This window comes from Pseudomonas sp. SWI36 (genome assembly GCF_002948105.1).
Lineage (GTDB): Bacteria > Pseudomonadota > Gammaproteobacteria > Pseudomonadales > Pseudomonadaceae > Aquipseudomonas > Aquipseudomonas alloputida.
The window spans coordinates 1,319,508-1,338,780 of sequence record NZ_CP026675.1; the positions used below are offsets into that span (position 1 = coordinate 1,319,508).

The following is a 19,273-nucleotide window of genomic DNA, read 5'->3' on the forward strand; positions in this document are numbered from 1 at the left end:
CGAACGCTTTGGCGCATGCCTCGAATCGCGTCGTACAAACAAGGCGGTCGCGCGTGCCTGGCACAGAACGGTTTGTTTCGGGCCAATTATTCCTGTGGAATTTGCGCGCGAACGCTTTGGCGCATGCCTCGATATTGCGTCGTACAAACAAGGCGGTCGCGCGCGCCTGGCACAGGACGGACTGGCCCGAAACAAACGTAGGAGCGGGTTTACCCGCGAAGCGCCGCACGGGCGGCGCTCGATCTCACAGGCACCGAAAACCTAACGGCATACCCCTTACGAACAAACCCGATCAGCCCTTGGCCTGGCGAGCCTTCTTCAGCTTGAAAGCCACCCACAGCACAGCGATCCATGCCGGGATCAGCATTACCGAGATGCGAATCGGCGGCGTCAGGTACATCACCACCAGGATCAGCACGATGAACGCCAGGCACAGGTAGTTGGTCAGTGGGTGACCCAGGCTTTTGTAGAAGGGGGTGATCCCGGCGGCCAGCTTGGCCTTGCGGAATTTGAGGTGGGTAATGCTGATGCTCGCCCAGTTGATCACCAACGCGGACACTGCCAACGCCATCAGCAAGCCAAAGGCCCCGCCCGGCATCAGGTAATTGATCAGCACGCACAGGCCGGTTGCAAAGGCCGACACGGCCAGCGCGGTCAGCGGCACGCCGCTACGGCTTACCTTCAGCAACTGACGCGGCGCATCGCCCTGGCTGGCCAGGCCGAACAGCATACGGCTATTGGCGTACACACAGCTGTTGTACACCGAGAGCGCAGCCGTCAGCACCACGATATTGAGGATGGTCGCCACCAGGTCGCTGTCCAGTTCGTGGAAGATCATCACGAACGGGCTGCCGCCCTGCACCACCTTCTGCCAAGGGTACAGCGACAACAGCACTGCCAAGGCACCGATGTAGAAAATCAGGATACGGTACACCACCTGGTTGGTGGCCTTGGGGATGCTCTCGCGCGGGTTGTCAGCCTCGGCAGCCGTGATGCCGACCAACTCCAGGCCACCGAACGAGAACATGATCACCGCCAGGGCCATTACCAGACCCGTGACGCCGTTAGGGAAGAAGCCGCCGTACTGCCACAGGTTGGCCACGCTGGCATCCGGGCCACCATGACCGCTACCCAGCAACCAGGCACCAAAGCCGATCATGCTGACGATGGCTACCACCTTGACCAGGGCGAACCAGAACTCCATCTCGCCATAGACCTTTACCTGGGTCAGGTTGATCAGGTTGATCACCACGAAGAAAATCGCCGCCGTGGCCCAGGTGGGGAAGTCCGGCCACCAGTACTGCACGTAGATACCGACCGCCGTCAGCTCGGCCATGCCGACCAGCACGTACACCACCCAGTAATTCCAGCCTGAGACAAAGCCGGCAAACTCGCTCCAGTATTGGTGGGCGAAGTGGCTGAAGCTGCCGGCGACCGGCTCTTCCACCACCATTTCACCCAGCTGGCGCATGATCAGGAAGGCCATCAGGCCGGCGATGGCGTAGCCCAGCAACACGGAGGGGCCGGCCAACTGGATGGTCTGGGCAATGCCCAGGAACAACCCGGTACCGATGGCCCCGCCCAGCGCGATCAGCTGGATATGGCGATTCTTCAGCCCGCGCTGTAACCGCTCGGGCGTGCTCTGGTCTTGCATGAAGTGTCCTTTAGCTCAGTGAGGCAGTGTTGTTGCTGTTATTTGCAGTCAAGGATCTAGATCCATCCGCCCCACTGCAAGATGAAAATACCAATGTTGGTGGTGATCGCCGCCATTAGCGTGGTAATCACGATGATCGACGCAGCCAGTTCATGATTGCCGTTGGCTGCCCGCGCCATCACGTAGCTGGCCGCAGCGGTCGGGCTGCCTATGTACAGGAACAGGATGCCCAGCTCCGCCCCGCGAAACCCGCACAACCAAGCCCCAAGGGTGCCGAGCAGCGGCAGCCAGAGCATTTTCACGAAGCTGGCATCGATGGCCAGCCGACCACAGTTACGCAGCGCTGCCAGCGACAGCGTGCCGCCGATACAGATCAGCGCCAGCGGCAGGGTCATCTGTGCCAGGTAGTCGCCCGAGGTCAGTAGCCAGTTGGGCAGCGGCACCTGGCCGTAAGCCATGGGCGCGGCCACCAGCACGCTGATGATCAGCGGGTTGCTGAAAATGCTCTTGCAGATGCTCCACGGATCGGACTTGAGGTCCGGGCTGTACACCGCCAGTACCACCGCTGACAGCGAGTTGTACATGAGGATGACCAGGCCTGCGAGTACCGCCCCCAGGGAAATGCCATAGTCACCGTACAGGCTGGCGGCCAGAGCCAGGCCGATCACACCGTTGTTGCCGCGGAAGGCGCCCTGGGTATAGATGCCCCGGTCGGCCATCGGGCTGCGCCAGATGGCCATGCCCCAGGCAATGGCGAAACCGACCAGGGTGGCGACGATGAAATACAGGATGACACCGGGCTTGACCGCTGCGGCCAGGTCGGCGTGGTAGATGCCGAGGAAGAGCAGCGCCGGCATGCAGACGTTGAATACCAGCTGCGAGGCGACGCGGTTGAAGTTGTCGTCGATCAAGTGAATGCGTTTGAGCAGGACGCCCATGAACAGCATGGCGAAAACCGGTGCCGTGATGTTCAGGGTCTGGATAAGAAGGGCGAGCATGCGCAAGCGATCCTGGAGGGGTTGCCGTCAGGCGGCCAATGATACGTCAACGGCTGGGATTTGCGGGGATCAAGCGCGATAAAAGGAAATGTCTTTCAGGTTTTCTGCTGCCAGTACCGGCCGCTTTGCACCTAACCCCGCCCCCCACAGGTACCACGCCGCGATTCATCGGTTCACACAAACCTGTCAGCCATTCACGAAAAGCCCGCAGCAGCCCACGCCTTGTTCAGCCGCTTCTCCCGCGCCGACGCCGCCAGTGCCATCACCCCTTGGTCACGCTGCCAGATTTGCGCCCAGTGCACCGGCCCTGTCGCCAACGCCGCATCGATCTCCCCCCGCAAGGCCTGGAACTGCGCAAACAACCCGCCAAGCAACAAGTGACAACCCATGCTATCGGCACACTGGCGGCTACCCTCGGCGCAGCCGGCCAACAGCCCAAGCAACTGCAGGCGCAGCCCCTGCGGCCAGGCGCACTCCTGCCCAACGCCATACAACCAGGCGGTCAGCGCCGCGAGCACATACAAATCCTCCAGCGAACGGAACGGCTTCACGTAGGCATCCCAGCCGTCACCGGCCAGCAACTCGCACGATGCCTGCTCCAGCAGCAGCCGGGCGTGCCCGACTTCCGGCATCAGCGGCAGGGTCGGCAATGGCTCCAGTGTCACCCCCGGCTCCCCGGGATAGACCACCGCCAGGCTCAGTTGCGGCGCCGCGCCAGCCGCTTCGCTACGCGCCGCCACCAGCAACCACTCCGCCTCCAGGCCTGCGGTAACGAAGTCTTTGCAGCCCGACAGCCGCAGAGCGTCCAGCCGTGTGTGCATGTCTGCAGGCCGCACGCTGCGCCGCTCGGTGGCACACAAGGCGCCAAGGCTGTGCGGCGCACTGGGCCACAGCACGCGAAGGGCGGCCTGGTAACCCACCAGGAAGGCCAGGCCCGGGGTGGCCATTGCACACCCACCCAGTACCGCCAGTTCGAACGGGGCAACCGGGCCGAGGCGCTCAAGCAGCGCGGCGTAGGTTTCGCCCAGGGTGCCTGTCGGCGCGAGGCGAAGCGGATCGTTGAGTCGTTGCAACCAGGCCATGGAACAGCTCCTTGCTGGAGGGCTTTCAGTTAAGGCTCAGGGTGTGTCACGCAAGCATCACCAAACATTCACAGGGGTGACACTGGGTCTACCTAGGCTGACTTTGCACAACAAAGCCGACCGGCCGCAACCCTTCTTGGCTGGCTTATGGAGACTCGTAATGACTCGGATCGCTACCGCTGGCGACTACAGCACCGAACGCCGTCTGCAAGCCGAACGCCTGGTTGGCGCCGCGGCGTTGCAAGAAGCCCAGGCTCTGCGCTACACCGTATTCAGCGCAGAATTCAAGGCCAAGCTCAAAGGTGCCGAGCAGGGCCTGGACATGGACGACTACGACGTGCACTGCCGCCACATTGGTGTACGCGACCTGAGCACCGGCGAACTGGTTGCCACCACCCGCCTGCTCGATCACCAGGCCGCCAGTAGCCTGGGCCGTTTCTACAGCGAAGAAGAATTCAGCCTGCACGGCCTGTTGCAGCTGCAAGGCCCGATCCTCGAACTGGGCCGTACCTGCGTCGCCCCCGACTACCGCAACGGCGGTACCATCGCCGTGCTCTGGGGCGAACTGGCCGAGGTGCTCAACGAGGGCCGCTACAGCTATCTGATGGGCTGCGCCAGTATCCCCATGCAGGACGGCGGCGTGCAGGCCCATGCAGTGATGCAGCGCCTGCGTGAACGTTACCTGTGCACCGAACACCTGCGTGCCGAGCCGAAGAACCCACTGCCGAAACTGGCCCTGCCCAACAACGTCATTGCCGAAATGCCACCGCTGCTCAAGGCCTATATGCGCCTGGGCGCGAAGATTTGCGGCGAGCCATGCTGGGACGAAGACTTCCAGGTGGCAGACGTGTTCATCCTGCTCAAACGCGACGAGCTGTGCCCACGCTACGCCCGCCACTTCAAGGCGGCGGTCTGATGCCCAAGTTGCGGGTACTGGCCCGCCTCATCCGACTGCTGCTGGTGCTGGCGCAGGGCATGCTGATGGCCAGCATTATCGCCTTGGGCGAACGCTTGGGCTTCAAGGCGCCGATCGAACGGCGCCAGCGCTGGACTTGCCTGTTCATGAAGCGCCTGGTCGCTGCCCTGCCCTTCGACGTCAAGGTAGTCGGCGAACTTCCGCAGCGGCCGATGCTGTGGGTCAGCAACCATGTTTCCTGGACCGACATCCCCCTGCTTGGCATGCTCACGCCGCTGTCTTTCCTGTCCAAGGCCGAAGTGCGCCACTGGCCGGTGGCCGGCTGGCTGGCGGAAAAGGCCGGCACGCTGTTCATTCGCCGTGGTGGTGGCGACAGTCAGCGCCTGCGCGAACAGATCGCCGGGCAACTGGGGCTGGCTCGTCCGCTGTTGATCTTCCCCGAAGGCACCACTACCAGCGGCCGCACGTTGCGCACCTTTCATGGCCGCCTGCTTGCAGGTGCCATCGACCGTGGCGTGGCAGTGCAGCCAGTCGCTATCCAGTACCTGCGTGATGGCCGGATCGACCCGGTAGCGCCGTTCATTGGTGAGGACGACCTGGTGTCCCACCTTATGCGCCTGTTCGCCCTGCCGCGGGGCGAGGTGTGCATCCACCTGCTGCAGCCAATAGGTAGCGTGGGCAAGGAACGTGCGGTGCTGGCGTTGCAGGCACAACAGGCGATTCACCTGGCGCTGTTCGGGGTTGAAGACGTGGAGATGGCGCCACGTCGGCAGGCGCGGGCTGCCTGAATGCGTGTACTGCCTGTTCTGGCCCTTTCGCGGGTGAACCCGCTCCTACACCGAGCGCATTGCCCGTAGGAGCGGGTTTACCCGCGAAGGGGCCAGTATCACCCACACACCTCTAACCTGTCAGACATCCGCCCTACCGCCGCAAACGCCTGCAACTGCGGGTAGAACTCGCGAAAATCCGCCAGCAGCGGCTCATACAGTCGCTCCAGTTCCACCATCACCCCGGCCATCCCCTCAGGCCGTGACAAGCGCCGGGCAATGCCGTTGAACACCTGCTCCAGCGTGTCGAAATCGCCATACGCCCCTAGCCAGTCATCCGCTGCCATGAACGGCGCAATCCGCGCCAGCCGCCCAGGCAGCTCGGGCTCTGCCAGCAATACCCGATAAAACGCGCCAGTGAACTGCTCCAGCGGCTGATCGGCGTAGTTGCCCCAGTGCCGTGCCAGGCAATGGTCGAAAAACACATCCAGGACGATGCCGGCAAAGCGCCGCCGCTCGCGCGGAAAACGTGCCAGAGCCGCCAGCACCACCGGATGCTGGTCAGTGTAACTGTCGATATGCCGGTGCAGTCGGATGGCCGCCTCCAGCGCAGGCGGAAAGCGCCCTTCCAAGGAGCCTTTGACAAAGTCGCCATACAGGCTGCCAAGCAGTTGTTGCGGCGCCGGGCCGCCCAGGTGCAAGTGTGCGAGGTAGTTCATGAGCGCAGTCTAGCATCGCCACCCAGCATATCGTTATAACGCGATATATCGATTCGCGCTCAGCTCAGAACGCCTTCGTATTTGTATATCGGAATTCAGCGAATTATATTTCGGCCTATCGCGATATACCGCTACAACGAGCCTCAAACCATGCCACTCGATCTCGACGAAATCATAAAAGCACTGGCCCACCCGGTCAGGCGAGAAATTCTCAGCTGGCTGAAAGACCCGGCAACCCAGTTTCCGGACCAGTACCACAGCACCGAAAACGGTGTGTGTGCGGGGCAAATCGACCAACGCTGCGGCCTGTCGCAGTCGACCGTCTCTGCCCACCTGGCCACGTTGCAGCGCGCCGGGCTGATCAGCAGCCAGAAGATTGGCCAATGGCACTTCTTCAAACGCGACGAAGCCACCATCCAGGCGTTCCTCGAACAACTGCGCCAAGCACTTTGACAAGGCAGGTAACCGCTATGACCACACTTTTCGATCCGATCAAACTGGGCGACCTGCAACTGCCCAACCGTATCATCATGGCCCCGCTCACCCGCTGCCGCGCCGATGAAGGCCGCGTGCCCAATGCGCTGATGGCCGAATACTACGTACAACGTGCCAGCGCCGGGCTGATCCTCAGCGAAGCGACTTCGGTCAGCCCCATGGGCGTCGGCTACCCAGATACCCCCGGCATCTGGAACGATGAACAGGTACGTGGCTGGAACAACGTGACAAAGGCCGTGCATGCTGCGGGCGGTCGCATTTTCCTGCAGCTGTGGCACGTGGGTCGTATCTCCCACCCCAGCTATCTGAATGGCGAACTGCCTGTGGCCCCCAGCGCGATCCAGCCCAAGGGCCATGTGAGCCTGGTGCGCCCACTGAGTGACTACCCTACCCCACGGGCGCTGGAAACCGAAGAAATCAACGACATCGTCGAGGCCTACCGCAGTGGCGCCGAAAATGCCAAGGCTGCCGGTTTCGATGGTGTGGAGATCCATGGCGCCAACGGTTACCTGCTCGACCAGTTCCTGCAAAGCAGCACCAACCAGCGCACCGACCGTTACGGTGGCTCGCTGGAAAACCGCGCGCGCCTGTTGCTGGAGGTGACCGATGCGGCCATTGAAGTGTGGGGCGCACAGCGCGTAGGTGTGCACCTGGCACCGCGTGCCGACGCCCACGACATGGGCGACGCCGACCGCGCCGAGACCTTCACCTATGTGGCCCGAGAGCTGGGCAAGCGCGGCATCGCCTTCATCTGCTCACGAGAACGGGAAGCCGACGACAGCATCGGGCCGCTGATCAAAGAGGCATTCGGTGGCCCGTACATCGTCAACGAGCGGTTCGACAAGGCCAGTGCCAATGCGGCCTTGGCCAGTGGCAAAGCGGATGCCGTGGCGTTTGGTGTGCCGTTCATCGCCAACCCCGACCTGCCGGCACGGCTGGCAGCGGATGCGCCGTTGAACGAGGCACATCCCGAAACCTTCTATGGCAAGGGGCCGGTGGGTTACATCGATTATCCGCGGTTGTGATTGAGGGCCATTCGCGGGCATGCCCACCACCGGTACAGCGACAGGCTTGAAAGCTGCGCTTGATCCTGTGGGAGCGGGCTTGCCCGCGAACAAGGCTCAGCTGATGTCACGGACGGGCGTTGATCTGTTGCTGCAGGTTCTGAATCTGGCTCTGCAGCGTATTCAGGTTACGCGTCATCTGCGCACGGAAGGCATCGAACTCCTGCACCGAAGCACCACCGGATGACGCCGCAGCCGGGCGGTTGTCGACCTGGCTCTTCAAAACCAGCATGTCCTGCTGCAGGCTCTGAATGTCAGCGCTCGGGTTGCCCTGTTTCTTCAAGGCCGCCACCTCGCTACCCAAACTCTTGAGCTGGCCGTCCAGCTGAGCGCCATCCACCTGTGAGGCCTTCAGCGCGGCAACCTGCTCGCTCAGGCTCTTCAACTGGGCATCCAGCTTGCCACCATCGACCTGGCCCGAACGCAGCGCCGCCAACTCGCCATTCACCAGCTTCAGTTGCGCCTGCAACTGGCTTTGCAGCTCGGTCACAGCCTTCTGCTGTTCTCGGGTATCGGCCAGCACCTGCTCCAGACGCTTGCCCAGGTCGCCGGTCTGCCCGGCAACACCCTGCTGCAACTGGCGCAGCTGTAGCTTCAATGCCTCGCTGCTGGTAGTGGCGCCAGACTCACTGGCCGCCACCTTGCCACTGATTGCCTGAAGGCGGCCAGCCGCCTCTTCACTGATGCGGGCAAAGCTTTCCTGGGTCGCCACCAGTTGCTGCTCCATCAGCGAGATCTGCTGGAAGCTCCACCAGCCCAGCCCCGCCAAGGCGATGAACGAGGCACCGAGCAATGCCCACAACGGCGCCGTGCTGGCCCCGCGGGCGGCTTTCTGGCGGCTGCGCATCACATGCGCCGGCATCAGTTCGTCATCATCAACGGTGCCCGCCCGCAAGGCAGGCACGTCATCAAAGTCATCGTGAGCATGGTTACGCATGGATACATTCAACCGCGGTAGTCACAAAGAGGCACGAGTATAAACCGCCAGCGCAGCGCATTGATGACCATTGTCAGCCGGGCGGCAAATGCTTCCACCAGCCGCAGAATTCATCCACCGCCGTCCACAGGCTGACCTTGGGCTGGTAGTCCAGGTACTGCCGGGCACGGCTGATATCCAGGGTGAAATCACGGCTCATCACCTGCATCCCCAGGCGCGACAAGGTCGGTTGCGGGCGCCCTGGCCATAACATGCAGGCCGCCTCGTTCAGCGCGGCCAGGCTGTAGGCAAGGCCATAGGAACGGTAGCGGGTCACCTGGGGAAGCTGCATCTGGCGCATCACGTAGTTGACCACGTCCCACAGCGGCAGTGGCTGGCCGTTGCTTATGTTGTAAGCCTGGCCCAGCGCCCGGTCATCAGCGAACAATGCACTTAGCAGCGCCTCGTTGAGGTTGTGCACACTGGTGAAATCGACCTTGTTCAGGCCGTTGCCGATGATCGCCACACGCCCTTTGCGCTGCATCTGCATCAGCCGCGGGAAGATACTGGCATCGCCCGCGCCGGTGACGAAGCGCGGGCGCAGCGCCAGCACTTCAAGGCCAAACTCCTGGGCGCCGAACACTTTCTGCTCGGCCAGGTACTTGGTTTGCCCATAGTGATCGTGGAAGCGACGCGGTACCTGGTCTTCACGGACGTCCAGACGCGAACGGCCATTGAAGTAGATCGACGGCGAAGACAGATGCACCAGGCGCCGTACGTGCTCTTTCAGGCAGCCCTCGACCACGTTCTCGGTCACCACCACGTTGCCTTGGTAGAAATCCTGATAGCGCCCCCAGTTACCCACTGCGCCAGCGCAGTGCACCACGGCTTCGACACCCTGGCACAAACGCCGGGCCAGCTCGGCGTCACCCAGGTCGCCCGGGATGAACTGTGCGCCACGCTTGACCAGATGCTCGACCCCTTCGGCACGGCGGCCGCTGACGCGCACGTCCAGGCCTTGCTCCAGGGCGAAACGCGCAAAGCGCCCGCCAATGAAGCCACTCGCGCCGGTGACCAGAATTCGCATGTAACACTCCGTCTTGCCAGATTTCAGATGCAACTGACGCCAGCCATGGCTACAAGGGCACCAGCCAATGCTGCGCGGTGTGCCGCAGGTGGTCGGTCAGTTGCGCGAGCAATTGCCCGCCATTGCGCCAATGATGCCAGTACAGCGGCACATCGATAGGGGTATCGCGGCAGATTTCCACCAATTGCCCACTGGCCAGTTGCTCCCGGGCCTGCAATTCGGGCACCAGGCCCCACCCCAACCCGGCCTCGGTCATGCGCAGGAAGCCTTCGGATGAAGGGCACAGGTGGTGCAGGAAACCACCCTCTATGCCCAGCGATGCCAGGTAGCGATGCTGCAGGAAATCGTCCGGCCCGTACACGATCGCTGGCGTACGGGCCAGGCGGCTGGCGACAAAACCTTGGGGGAAGTGCCGCGCCATGAACACGGGACTGGCCAATGCCCGGTAGCGCATGGCCCCCAGTGGCAAACTGCGTGCGCCGGCTACCGGCCGCTCACTCCCACACAGGCAGGCCGCCACTTCGCCGGCACGCATGCGTTTCAGGCCCACTTCCTGGTCCTCAACCACCAGGTCGGTCAGCACGTTCTGTTGTGCGCAGAAGTTGCCCACCGCGCCGGCCCACCAGGTGGCCAGGCTATCGGCGTTGAGGGCGATGCGCAGGCGCTCCGGCATGCCCTCTTCGTCCAGCGCCGGTACCTGGCGCTGCAGGTCGCGTTCGAGCAGGCGCACCTGCTGCACATGGTTGAGTAGCTGGCGGCCGACTTCGGTCGTGCCGGGCGGCGAGGCACGTACCAGCACCGGCTGGCCGACCCGCGCCTCAAGCAACTTGATGCGCTGGGAAATCGCCGATTGCGACAAGCCCAGCACCTGCGCCGCACGCTCGAAACCGCCTTGTTCGATCACTGCCGCGAGGGCAGCCAGCAGTTTGTAGTCGAACATCGATTTTCCTAATGGGTGATCAGCTTTATTTGTTTTTCTTATACAGCGCCGAACATCACAATGGCCAGCATCTTTCGTGACCCTTTTTGGAGAGCCCTGCCATGTGGCAAAGCTATCTCAATGGCATGCTGGTGGCCTTCGGTCTGATCATGGCCATTGGCGCCCAGAACGCCTTCGTCCTCGCCCAGAGCCTGCGCCGTGAGCATCACCTGCCGGTGGCAGCGCTGTGCATCATCTGTGACGCCATCCTCGTGGCCGCCGGGGTATTCGGCCTGGCTACCGTGCTGGCACACAACCCGACCTTGCTGGCGATTGCCCGCTGGGGCGGCGCAGTGTTCCTGATCTGGTACGGCGCCAAGGCGCTGCGCAGTGCCTGCTCCAAGCAGAGCCTGCAGCACCAGCAAGGCCAGGGCGTTCGCTCACGTCGCGCCGTACTGCTCAGCGCCCTGGCAGTGACCCTGCTGAACCCGCACGTGTACCTCGACACCGTGTTGCTGATCGGCTCGCTGGGCGCCCAGCAGTCCGCCCCTGGCGCCTACGTGGCCGGAGCGGCCAGCGCTTCGCTGCTGTGGTTCTCGACCCTGGCCATTGGCGCGGCGTGGCTGGCACCGTGGCTGGCGCGGCCGGCGACCTGGCGCATGCTCGACCTGATGGTGGCGGTGATGATGTTCGCGGTGGCGGCGCAATTGATCTTCAACTGACCTCGGGGCGCGGCATATTCATCAACGGCAAGATCGTGCAGCACGCGGTCTTGCAGGCAACACCCGCGCAACGCCGAGCCGCCGGTCGGCACAGCCCAGCCCCTGCGGAACCTCTATTCCCTATGTTTGTTGCGTGGTTATGCGCCGGGCCCGGTGCTATGATCCAGCCCTTGCGTCGCAAAGAGTACAGACTCGCCGACGCTTATCGGGCCGCCCGTGATCGGCCTTGCGCAAACCGCAAACAGACCTGAATCAGGAGATCCACCATGGCTTTTGAATTGCCGCCGCTGCCGTACGCCCATGACGCCCTGCAGCCGCACATCTCCAAGGAAACCCTGGAGTATCACCACGACAAGCACCACAACACCTACGTCGTGAACCTGAACAACCTGGTCCCAGGCACCGAATTCGAAGGCAAGACCCTGGAAGAGATCGTCAAGAGCTCTTCGGGCGGCATCTTCAACAACGCCGCTCAAGTCTGGAACCACACCTTCTACTGGAACTGCCTGTCGCCAAACGGCGGCGGCCAGCCTACCGGTGCACTGGCTGACGCCATCAACGCCGCTTTCGGTTCCTTCGACAAGTTCAAGGAAGAGTTCACCAAGACTTCGGTGGGCACCTTCGGTTCCGGCTGGGGCTGGCTGGTGAAGAAAGCTGACGGTTCCCTGGCCCTGGCCAGCACCATCGGCGCCGGCTGCCCACTGACCAGCGGCGACACCCCGCTGCTGACCTGCGACGTCTGGGAACACGCCTACTACATCGACTACCGCAACCTGCGTCCGAAGTACGTCGAGGCGTTCTGGAACCTGGTCAACTGGGCCTTCGTTGCCGAGCAGTTCGAAGGCAAGACCTTCAAGGCCTGAGTCCCTCAGCCTTGAGCAAGAAACCCGGCCTCGTGCCGTAATGCTGGCAGTCCAGCATTGCCATCCACGCCGGGCTTCCTCGAAAAACCGATGCCAGTCTTCTGGCATCGGTTTTTTTTCAAGGGTTCTGGAACGGGCCAGCGCACAGGGCGTTCATGAGGCGTACTGACCAAGCCAGCCAAGGCTATCTGCAGTAGCGCCCGTAGGCCGGTACTCACACCCGACCCAGCCCGCATACCCGCGCTGCTCCAGCGTCGCAAACAACCCTGCAATGTCCATCTGCCCCGTCCCCGGTTGATGCCGCCCAGGACAGTCGGCCACCTGCACATGCACCGTCCGCTCAAAGAACTGTGCCAGCACATCGGCCGCATTTCCGGTCAACAACTGCGCATGGTAAAGATCAAGGATCAGCCCGAGACTCGCATACGTCTCCAGCACCTGCTGTGCCTTGCTGAAGTCGGACATGTAATACCCTGGCATTTCCTGCGTGCAGATCACTTCGATCAATGGCCGCAGCCCTTGGTCCTCGAAGTACTTCACGGCATAGTCCAGGTTGCTCGCGTACACCTTGCCGGCGCCATCCTCGTGGGTTATCCCGGACATCAGGTGCACATCCGTACATGCCAGTGTGCGGGCATAGCTGGCTGCCTGGCGCAACCCGTCACGAAACTCGGGTTCCCTGCCCGCCACTGCAGCAATGCCCTTGGAAACGCCAGCCGGTGCGGCAAACTGGACCAATGGCAACGCGTACTTCGCCAGTTCATCAGCCAACAAACTCGCATCCAACTCATAGGGCGAGGGGAATTCCACCGCGCGAAATCCGGCGGCAGCGGCGGCTTCGATACGCTGCAGAAAAGGCATTTCGTTGAACTGGAAGCCGAGGTGAGCATTGAATTTGAGCATGTGTAAAGATCCATCCCGGGAAGAAAACATTCGTCGTTCCAAATCCTGAGCCGCGGCTCAGGCACTGCGCTGGCGGCAACTGCGCCAGCTCGCTGCGTGCAGATACTCAGGTTCTTCGTGTGTGGTATTTTCCTGCCCCAGTCCGACCCAAATCTGCCGGATCGACTGAAGTCAAACATTCGGAATACAGCCTGTGATCAAGAAAGACCTCGCCCTGCAATTGGCCCCTCGCGTCATCGAGATGATCCGCGCCCGGTCGATGAAGGCCGGCGAGCCATTGCGCGAGCAAACCTTCGCCCAAGCCTTCGATGTCTCCCGCTCCCCCATCCGCAGGGTATTCGCCCTGCTCGCCGAGTGGAACATCGCGGTCCAGGAGCCCAATCGCGGCTATTTTCTGAAACAGGACGCCGGGCAGATCCAGGAAGCCACCGTACCGCCCGCCTGCGACCCCTTCGAAGACTTCTACCTGCGTGTGGTGGACGACATCCTCAACGGGGAAATCCCTGCCGAATTCTTCGAAGCCCAGCTCCTGCGACGCTACTCTGTGCCTCGCGGGCAACTGCTCAAGGTCCTCAACCGGCTGGCAAGCGAAGCCATGGTCGAGCGCAAGCCTGGGCAAGGCTGGAGCCTCAACGAATTCGTGCACAACGCCCAGACCCACATCCAGAGCTACCGCTTCCGCATGGCCATCGAGCCGGCCGCACTGCGTGAGCCGGGCTACAACGTGAACCAGGCCGCCTTTGCCAAAGCCAGGGCGCAACAGCAGGCCATGCTCGACGGCGAGATTCACACGCTGTCACGTGCCCAACTGTTTGAAATCGGCGCCCAGTTTCACGAAATGATCGTGCAATGCTCGGGCAACCTCTTCTTCATCGATGCCATACGCCGGCAAAACCAGCTCAGACGCTTCATGAGCTACAAAGCCAACGTCGACCGCAGTCGCCTGATGACGCAATGCCTGGAGCACCTGCACCTGCTCGACCTGATCGAGTCCGGTCGGCGCGAAGAAGCCGCACGGTTTCTGTGGAAACATCTGGACGAAGTCGGCCGCCTCAAAACCGGCCAGGATGCCTTGCAGGAAAGCCAGCAGGCATAACCCCTCTCCTCCTTCCTTCAAACCCGCGCGTGAATCAGGTATGGCAGCTTAGCCATTGCCTCCTTTTGACACAAGATACAAAGCAGCCTGAAAAATCAGCGCTCGCTGTAAAATTTGCGCCACTTATTGTATTTCATCGCAACAATAAGCAATATGCGCACCGCTCGGACGCACTGTGGCCCCGAATCACACAGGAAGGGATGCAATGGAACAAGGAACGTTGGCTAAAGGGACGGGGGTCTCGAGCCTTCTGTTCGGGGTGTACACGATTCTGCTGGCCCTGCTTGGCCTGACACTGGCCTATCAGGGAGGCGCGCTGGTCAATGCCGGTGGCACGCCTTACTACGCGATGATGGGCACGGTATTGCTGCTGGCCGCAGCACTCATGGGCCTGAAGAAGGCGGCCGGAATCTACCTCTATGGCGCAGCATCCCTGGCCACCTACGGTTGGGCGATCTGGGAGTCGGGCTACAACGGCTGGGCCTATATTCCACGCCTGGCCTGGCTGGTACTGCTCAGTGTGATCTTTCTGGCTTTCTGGCCACTGGTCCGCCGCGACTTCGCCAAAATCAACAGGGCACTGTACTTCAGCATCATGGGCGTGCTGCCGCTGCTGATGGCAGCCACCATCCTCGCACCGCTGTTCTTCCCGAACACCGTTCATCTGGCCGACTCGCCGGCTATCACCGCGCATTCACAGCAACCGTTCAGCCGCAGCACGGTGGCATCACCAGACGCCAACGTCGCCGCGTCTCACGACAAGACCAATTGGACCGCCTATGCCGGCTCGAACCTCGGCAACCACTATTCCGCTGCAGCGCAGATTACTCCAGCTAACGTTTCCGGCCTGGTCAAGGCGTGGGAATACCACCATGGCGATGTCAAACAGCCTGGCGAAAAAACCAAGTATCTGAACGAGGCCACCCCCATCAAGGTTGGCGACTCGCTGTATACCTGCACGCCGAAGCAAATCATCATTTCGTTGAACGCGACCACCGGCAAAGAGAACTGGCGCTACGATTCGAAGGTCGACCCGGACTACTTCGCCAACGGCGGTGCCTATTGCCGTGGTGTCTCGTACTACGAAGTACCCAATGCCAGCGGGCTTTGCGCCAAACGCATCATCTGGGGCACCAACGACATCCGCCTGGGTGCAGTTGATGCGCTTACCGGGCAGGCCTGCCCAGACTTCGGCACGGCAGGCTTTGCCGACCTCAAGGACGGCCTGGGTACGTTCCGTAAAGGCTCCACCGGCATCACTTCCGCACCGCTGGTCATCCGCGGGGTGGTCATCACCGGTGGCCGGGTGCTGGACTCGGATGTGCGCCCGGCACCGTCAGGCGTGGTTCGCGCCTACGATGCAGTCAGCGGCAAACAAAAGTGGGCCTGGGATCTTGGCCGTCCCGATAGCACTGCCCCTGCCGACGCAGATGAAACCTATACACTCAGCACGCCCAACTCATGGGCGCCGATTTCCGCCGACGACGAGCTGGGGCTGGTCTACATCACCACGGGTAATGCTGCAGGTGACTTCTATGGCGGTACCCGCACCGAACAGGAAGACAAGTTCAGCTCTTCGCTGGTGGCCCTGGATGCCCTCACCGGCAAGGTCAAATGGCACTTCCAGACCGTCCATCACGACCTCTGGGACTACGACCTGAGCCCACAACCGGCGCTGATCGATTTCCCCACCGCCAACGGCACACGCCCGGCAGTCATCCAAGCCACCAAGTCAGGCCAGTTGTTCGTCCTGGACCGCGCCACTGGCGAACCGCTGGTCGATATCTCGGAGGCTGCCGTCCCACAGGGCACGGCCCCTGGGGACTACACCGCGGCGACACAACCGTTGTCACCGGGCATGCCGAGCACCATGGGCCGCCCATCGAAAAACCCGGAAGTGCTGAACGAAGCCGATGCCTGGGGCCTGACGCCGTTCGATCAGCTGCAATGTCGCATCGAGTTTCGCCAGGCGCGTTACGAAGGGATCTTTACACCACCGGTAGTCGGCCAGCAAAGCCTGATCTTCCCCGGGCACCACGGCGGCCTGAACTGGGGCGGGGTGATGGTGGACCTGCAGCGAGGCCTGCTGATCATCAACAACCAGCGGCTGCCGTACATGCAGGGGCTGGTTCCACGCGAGCAGCTCGATGCGATCAATGCCAAATCGTTCCAGGAATCGCCCGGCAATAACCAGGGGTTCCGCGTCCAGGCCGGCCTGCCGTACGGGGCCATCAAGGACCCATGGATGTCGGCGCTGGAACAACCGTGCATCGCGCCACCCTGGGGGTTCATCTCCGCTATCGACCTGCGCACCCGTGAAGTGCGCTGGAGCCGCCCATTCGGCACCGGCTATGACAGCGGTCCCTTGGGCATCGCCTCGAAACTGCGCTTCGAAATCGGTACACCGAGCGATGCCACCGGCGTTGCTACAGCCGGCGGCGTAACCTTCATCGGCGCTGCCATCGACCGTTCCATGCGCGCCTACAACAGCGAAAGTGGTGAATTGCTGTGGGAAGAACGCCTACCGGCCGGCAACCAGGCGTCGCCCCTGACCTACGTGAGCGAAGGCCGCCAGTACGTGGTTGCCGTGGTCGGCGGGCATGACCGGATTCCGACCAAGCTGGGTGACAGCATCATTGCCTGGGCGCTGCCGGAGAAATAGCGCTGCCTTTCAGGGACAGCCATCGGTTACTTCCGCTCCACAGGCCCTCTGTTCGAGGAGTGTGCCATGCCTGTGGGGGCGGGCTATCCGCGAAGCAGCCAGCACATATTTCACCTGCGCCCCACCCGCAAAACGCTTGCTCAGACCGCATACCACGCTAACATCAAACCTCTGGAAGATTGATACAGCGCATTCAAGTTGCGGGGTCAGGCAACCGATACACTGCTAATGGTCGGCCGGTAGTGTATCGTCATCGTTGATGGCAAAATGATGCCATGCGCATGGATTAAGGAAACCCCATTGAAGCTGGAATTGCGGAACAGCTTGTCGGTCAAGTTGCTCAGGGTCGTGCTGCTGTCGGCGCTGGCGGTCGGCGTCGTGCTCAGCTGTGCGCAAATCATCTATGACACCTACAAGACCCGCCAGGCCGTGGACAGCGACGCCCAGCGCATCCTCGACATGTTCCGCGATCCTTCGACCCAGGCGGTTTACAGCCTCGACCGTGAAATGGGCATGCAGGTCATGGAAGGCCTGTTCCAGGACGAATCAGTACGCATGGCCTCCATTGGCCATCCCAACGAAACCATGCTGGCAGAAAAGTCCCGCCCGCTGCAGGACATGTCCATGCGCTGGCTCACCGACCTCATCCTCGGCCAGGAGCGCACCTACACCACGCAACTGGTCGGCCGTGGACCTTACAGCGAATACTACGGCGACCTCAGCATTACCCTCGATACCTCCTCCTACGGCAAAGATTTCCTGATCAACGCGGTGATCATCTTCATATCCGGCGTGCTGCGGGCCATGGCCATGGGCCTGGTGCTTTACCTGGTCTACCACTGGCTGCTGACCAAACCGCTGTCGAAGATCATCGAGCACCTCACCCAGATCAACCCTGACCGCCCCAGCCAGCACCAGATACCGCTGCTCAAGGGCCACGAGAAAAACGAGCTGGGCCTGTGGGTGAACACCGCCAACCAGTTGCTGGCCTCGATCGAGCGCAACACCCATTTGCGCCACGAGGCGGAAAACAGCCTGCAGCGCATGGCCCAGTACGACTTCCTCACCGGCCTGCCCAACCGCCAGCAACTGCAGCAGCAACTGGACAAGATCCTCGTCGACGGCGGCCGCCTGCAGCACCGAGTGGCAGTGCTGTGCGTTGGCCTGGACGACTTCAAGGGTATCAACGAACAATTCAGCTACCAGGTCGGTGACCAGTTGCTGTTGGCCCTGGCCGATCGACTACGCGCCCACAGCGGCCGCCTGGGCGCTCTGGCGCGGCTGGGCGGCGACCAGTTCGCCCTGGTACAGGCCAATATCGAGCAGCCCTACGAGGCTGCCGAACTGGCGCAAAGCATCCTTGACGACCTGGAAGTACCGTTCGACCTCGACCACGAGCAAATCCGCCTGCGCGCGACCATCGGCATCACCCTGTTCCCCGAAGACGGTGACAGCACCGAAAAACTGCTGCAGAAAGCCGAACAGACCATGACCCTGGCCAAGGCCCGCTCGCGCAACCGCTACCAGTTCTATATCGCCAGCGTCGACAGCGAGATGCGTCGCCGTCGCGAACTGGAAAAGGACCTGCGTGAAGCCCTGCCCCGCAACCAGCTGTACCTGGTGTACCAGCCACAGATCAGCTACCGCGACCACCGAGTGGTCGGCGTAGAGGCCCTGCTGCGCTGGCAGCACCCGGACCTGGGCATGGTGCCACCCGACCAGTTCATCCCCTTGGCCGAGCAGAACGGCAGCATCATCAGCATCGGCGAATGGGTGCTTGACCAGGCCTGCCGGCAACTGCGCGAATGGCACGACCAGGGCTTCAGCGACCTGCGCATGGCGGTCAACCTGTCTACCGTGCAACTGCACCACAGCGAGCTGCCACGGGTGGTCAACAACCTGCTGCAAGCCTATCGCCTACCACCGCGCAGCCTGGAACTGGAAGTCACCGAAACCGGCCTGATGGAAGACATCAGCACCGCCGCCCAGCACCTGTTGAGCCTGCGCCGCTCCGGGGCGCTGATTGCCATCGACGACTTCGGCACCGGCTACTCGTCCCTCAGCTATCTGAAGTCGCTGCCCCTGGACAAGATCAAGATCGACAAGAGTTTCGTTCAGGACCTGCTCGACGACGATGACGACGCCACCATCGTTCGCGCCATCATCCAGCTGGGCAAGAGCCTGGGGATGCAGGTGATCGCCGAGGGCGTGGAAACGGCCGAGCAGGAAACCTACATCGTGGCCCAGGGTTGCCACGAGGGCCAGGGCTACCACTACAGCAAGCCCCTTTCGGCCCGTGAACTGACCCACTTCCTCAAACAAGCGCAACGCAACCAGGTTTCGGTGTCCTGAGGCACCTGCCCGGTTACAGGCCGAGCCCCTGATTTACATGAATTGCGCGCCCGCCCCT

The 19,273-nt window shown here is 62.1% G+C and carries 17 protein-coding genes; 9 read left to right on the forward strand and 8 right to left on the reverse strand.

The features are described from left to right. Positions 1–292: 292 nt before the first annotated feature. From C4Q27_RS06510 to C4Q27_RS06520, 3 genes are all read right to left on the reverse strand, one after another. Positions 293–1,654, reverse strand: coding sequence for an amino acid permease (locus C4Q27_RS06510; protein WP_003255172.1), 1,362 nt, complete (start codon positions 1,652–1,654; stop codon positions 293–295). 56 nt (positions 1,655–1,710) lie between these two features. Beyond that, a complete protein-coding gene (locus tag C4Q27_RS06515) occupies positions 1,711–2,652 on the reverse strand; it encodes an AEC family transporter (RefSeq protein WP_049586457.1) in 942 nt (313 codons plus the stop codon). Positions 2,653–2,846: 194 nt separating this feature from the next. After that, positions 2,847–3,734, reverse strand: coding sequence for an acyl-CoA dehydrogenase (locus C4Q27_RS06520; RefSeq protein WP_104886644.1), 888 nt, complete (start codon positions 3,732–3,734; stop codon positions 2,847–2,849). Between the two features lie 160 nt (positions 3,735–3,894). On the opposite strand from C4Q27_RS06520, the gene olsB reads away from it, so the two are divergent. Continuing rightward, positions 3,895–4,650 (forward strand): L-ornithine N(alpha)-acyltransferase, encoded by a 756-nt coding sequence (gene olsB / locus C4Q27_RS06525; protein ID WP_003255175.1) that lies wholly within the window; start codon positions 3,895–3,897, stop codon positions 4,648–4,650. Then, positions 4,650–5,438: a lysophospholipid acyltransferase family protein gene (locus C4Q27_RS06530; RefSeq protein ID WP_104886645.1), complete on the forward strand. Its 789-nt coding sequence runs from the start codon at positions 4,650–4,652 to the stop codon at positions 5,436–5,438. Before olsB ends, C4Q27_RS06530 begins: the two co-directional genes overlap by 1 nt. A gap of 98 nt (positions 5,439–5,536) precedes the next feature. Here the strand turns inward: C4Q27_RS06530 and C4Q27_RS06535 are convergent, their stop codons facing one another. After that, a complete protein-coding gene (locus C4Q27_RS06535; protein ID WP_104886646.1) occupies positions 5,537–6,136 on the reverse strand; it encodes an ACP phosphodiesterase in 600 nt (199 codons plus the stop codon). A gap of 150 nt (positions 6,137–6,286) precedes the next feature. On the opposite strand from C4Q27_RS06535, the gene C4Q27_RS06540 reads away from it, so the two are divergent. After that, complete coding sequence (locus C4Q27_RS06540; RefSeq protein ID WP_003255178.1) at positions 6,287–6,589, forward strand: helix-turn-helix transcriptional regulator; 303 nt, start codon at positions 6,287–6,289, stop codon at positions 6,587–6,589. 17 nt (positions 6,590–6,606) lie between these two features. After that, a complete protein-coding gene (locus C4Q27_RS06545) occupies positions 6,607–7,656 on the forward strand; it encodes an alkene reductase (protein WP_010952123.1) in 1,050 nt (349 codons plus the stop codon). Positions 7,657–7,762: 106 nt separating this feature from the next. On the opposite strand, the gene C4Q27_RS06550 is transcribed toward C4Q27_RS06545, so the two are convergent. From C4Q27_RS06550 to C4Q27_RS06560, 3 genes are all read right to left on the reverse strand, one after another. Then, positions 7,763–8,632, reverse strand: a complete 870-nt coding sequence (locus C4Q27_RS06550; RefSeq protein WP_064492403.1) for a hypothetical protein — start codon at positions 8,630–8,632, stop codon at positions 7,763–7,765. 73 nt (positions 8,633–8,705) lie between these two features. After that, positions 8,706–9,698 carry an NAD(P)-dependent oxidoreductase gene (locus C4Q27_RS06555; protein ID WP_064492402.1) on the reverse strand — a complete coding sequence of 331 codons (993 nt, stop codon included), beginning with the start codon at positions 9,696–9,698 and terminating at the stop codon, positions 8,706–8,708. Positions 9,699–9,747: 49 nt separating this feature from the next. After that, positions 9,748–10,638 (reverse strand): LysR family transcriptional regulator ArgP, encoded by an 891-nt coding sequence (locus C4Q27_RS06560; protein WP_003255184.1) that lies wholly within the window; start codon positions 10,636–10,638, stop codon positions 9,748–9,750. Between the two features lie 101 nt (positions 10,639–10,739). Between C4Q27_RS06560 and C4Q27_RS06565 the strand changes: the two genes are divergently transcribed. Further along, positions 10,740–11,339, forward strand: a complete 600-nt coding sequence (locus C4Q27_RS06565; protein ID WP_020191198.1) for a LysE/ArgO family amino acid transporter — start codon at positions 10,740–10,742, stop codon at positions 11,337–11,339. A gap of 266 nt (positions 11,340–11,605) precedes the next feature. After that, positions 11,606–12,202: a superoxide dismutase gene (locus C4Q27_RS06570; RefSeq protein WP_003255187.1), complete on the forward strand. Its 597-nt coding sequence runs from the start codon at positions 11,606–11,608 to the stop codon at positions 12,200–12,202. 153 nt (positions 12,203–12,355) lie between these two features. On the opposite strand, the gene C4Q27_RS06575 is transcribed toward C4Q27_RS06570, so the two are convergent. After that, complete coding sequence (locus C4Q27_RS06575; RefSeq protein ID WP_104886647.1) at positions 12,356–13,105, reverse strand: hydroxypyruvate isomerase family protein; 750 nt, start codon at positions 13,103–13,105, stop codon at positions 12,356–12,358. A gap of 193 nt (positions 13,106–13,298) precedes the next feature. Here C4Q27_RS06575 and C4Q27_RS06580 point away from each other — a divergent pair, with 193 nt between their 5' ends. The 3 genes from C4Q27_RS06580 (at position 13,299) to C4Q27_RS06590 (ending at position 19,215) form a co-directional block, all read left to right on the forward strand. Next, positions 13,299–14,201 carry a GntR family transcriptional regulator gene (locus tag C4Q27_RS06580; RefSeq protein WP_104886648.1) on the forward strand — a complete coding sequence of 301 codons (903 nt, stop codon included), beginning with the start codon at positions 13,299–13,301 and terminating at the stop codon, positions 14,199–14,201. 205 nt (positions 14,202–14,406) lie between these two features. Then, on the forward strand, positions 14,407–16,863 hold the full coding sequence (locus C4Q27_RS06585; protein WP_104886649.1) for a membrane-bound PQQ-dependent dehydrogenase, glucose/quinate/shikimate family: 2,457 nt from the start codon (positions 14,407–14,409) through the stop codon (positions 16,861–16,863). Between the two features lie 300 nt (positions 16,864–17,163). Then, positions 17,164–19,215: a bifunctional diguanylate cyclase/phosphodiesterase gene (locus C4Q27_RS06590; protein ID WP_177409995.1), complete on the forward strand. Its 2,052-nt coding sequence runs from the start codon at positions 17,164–17,166 to the stop codon at positions 19,213–19,215. The last annotated feature ends 58 nt before the right edge of the window (positions 19,216–19,273 follow it).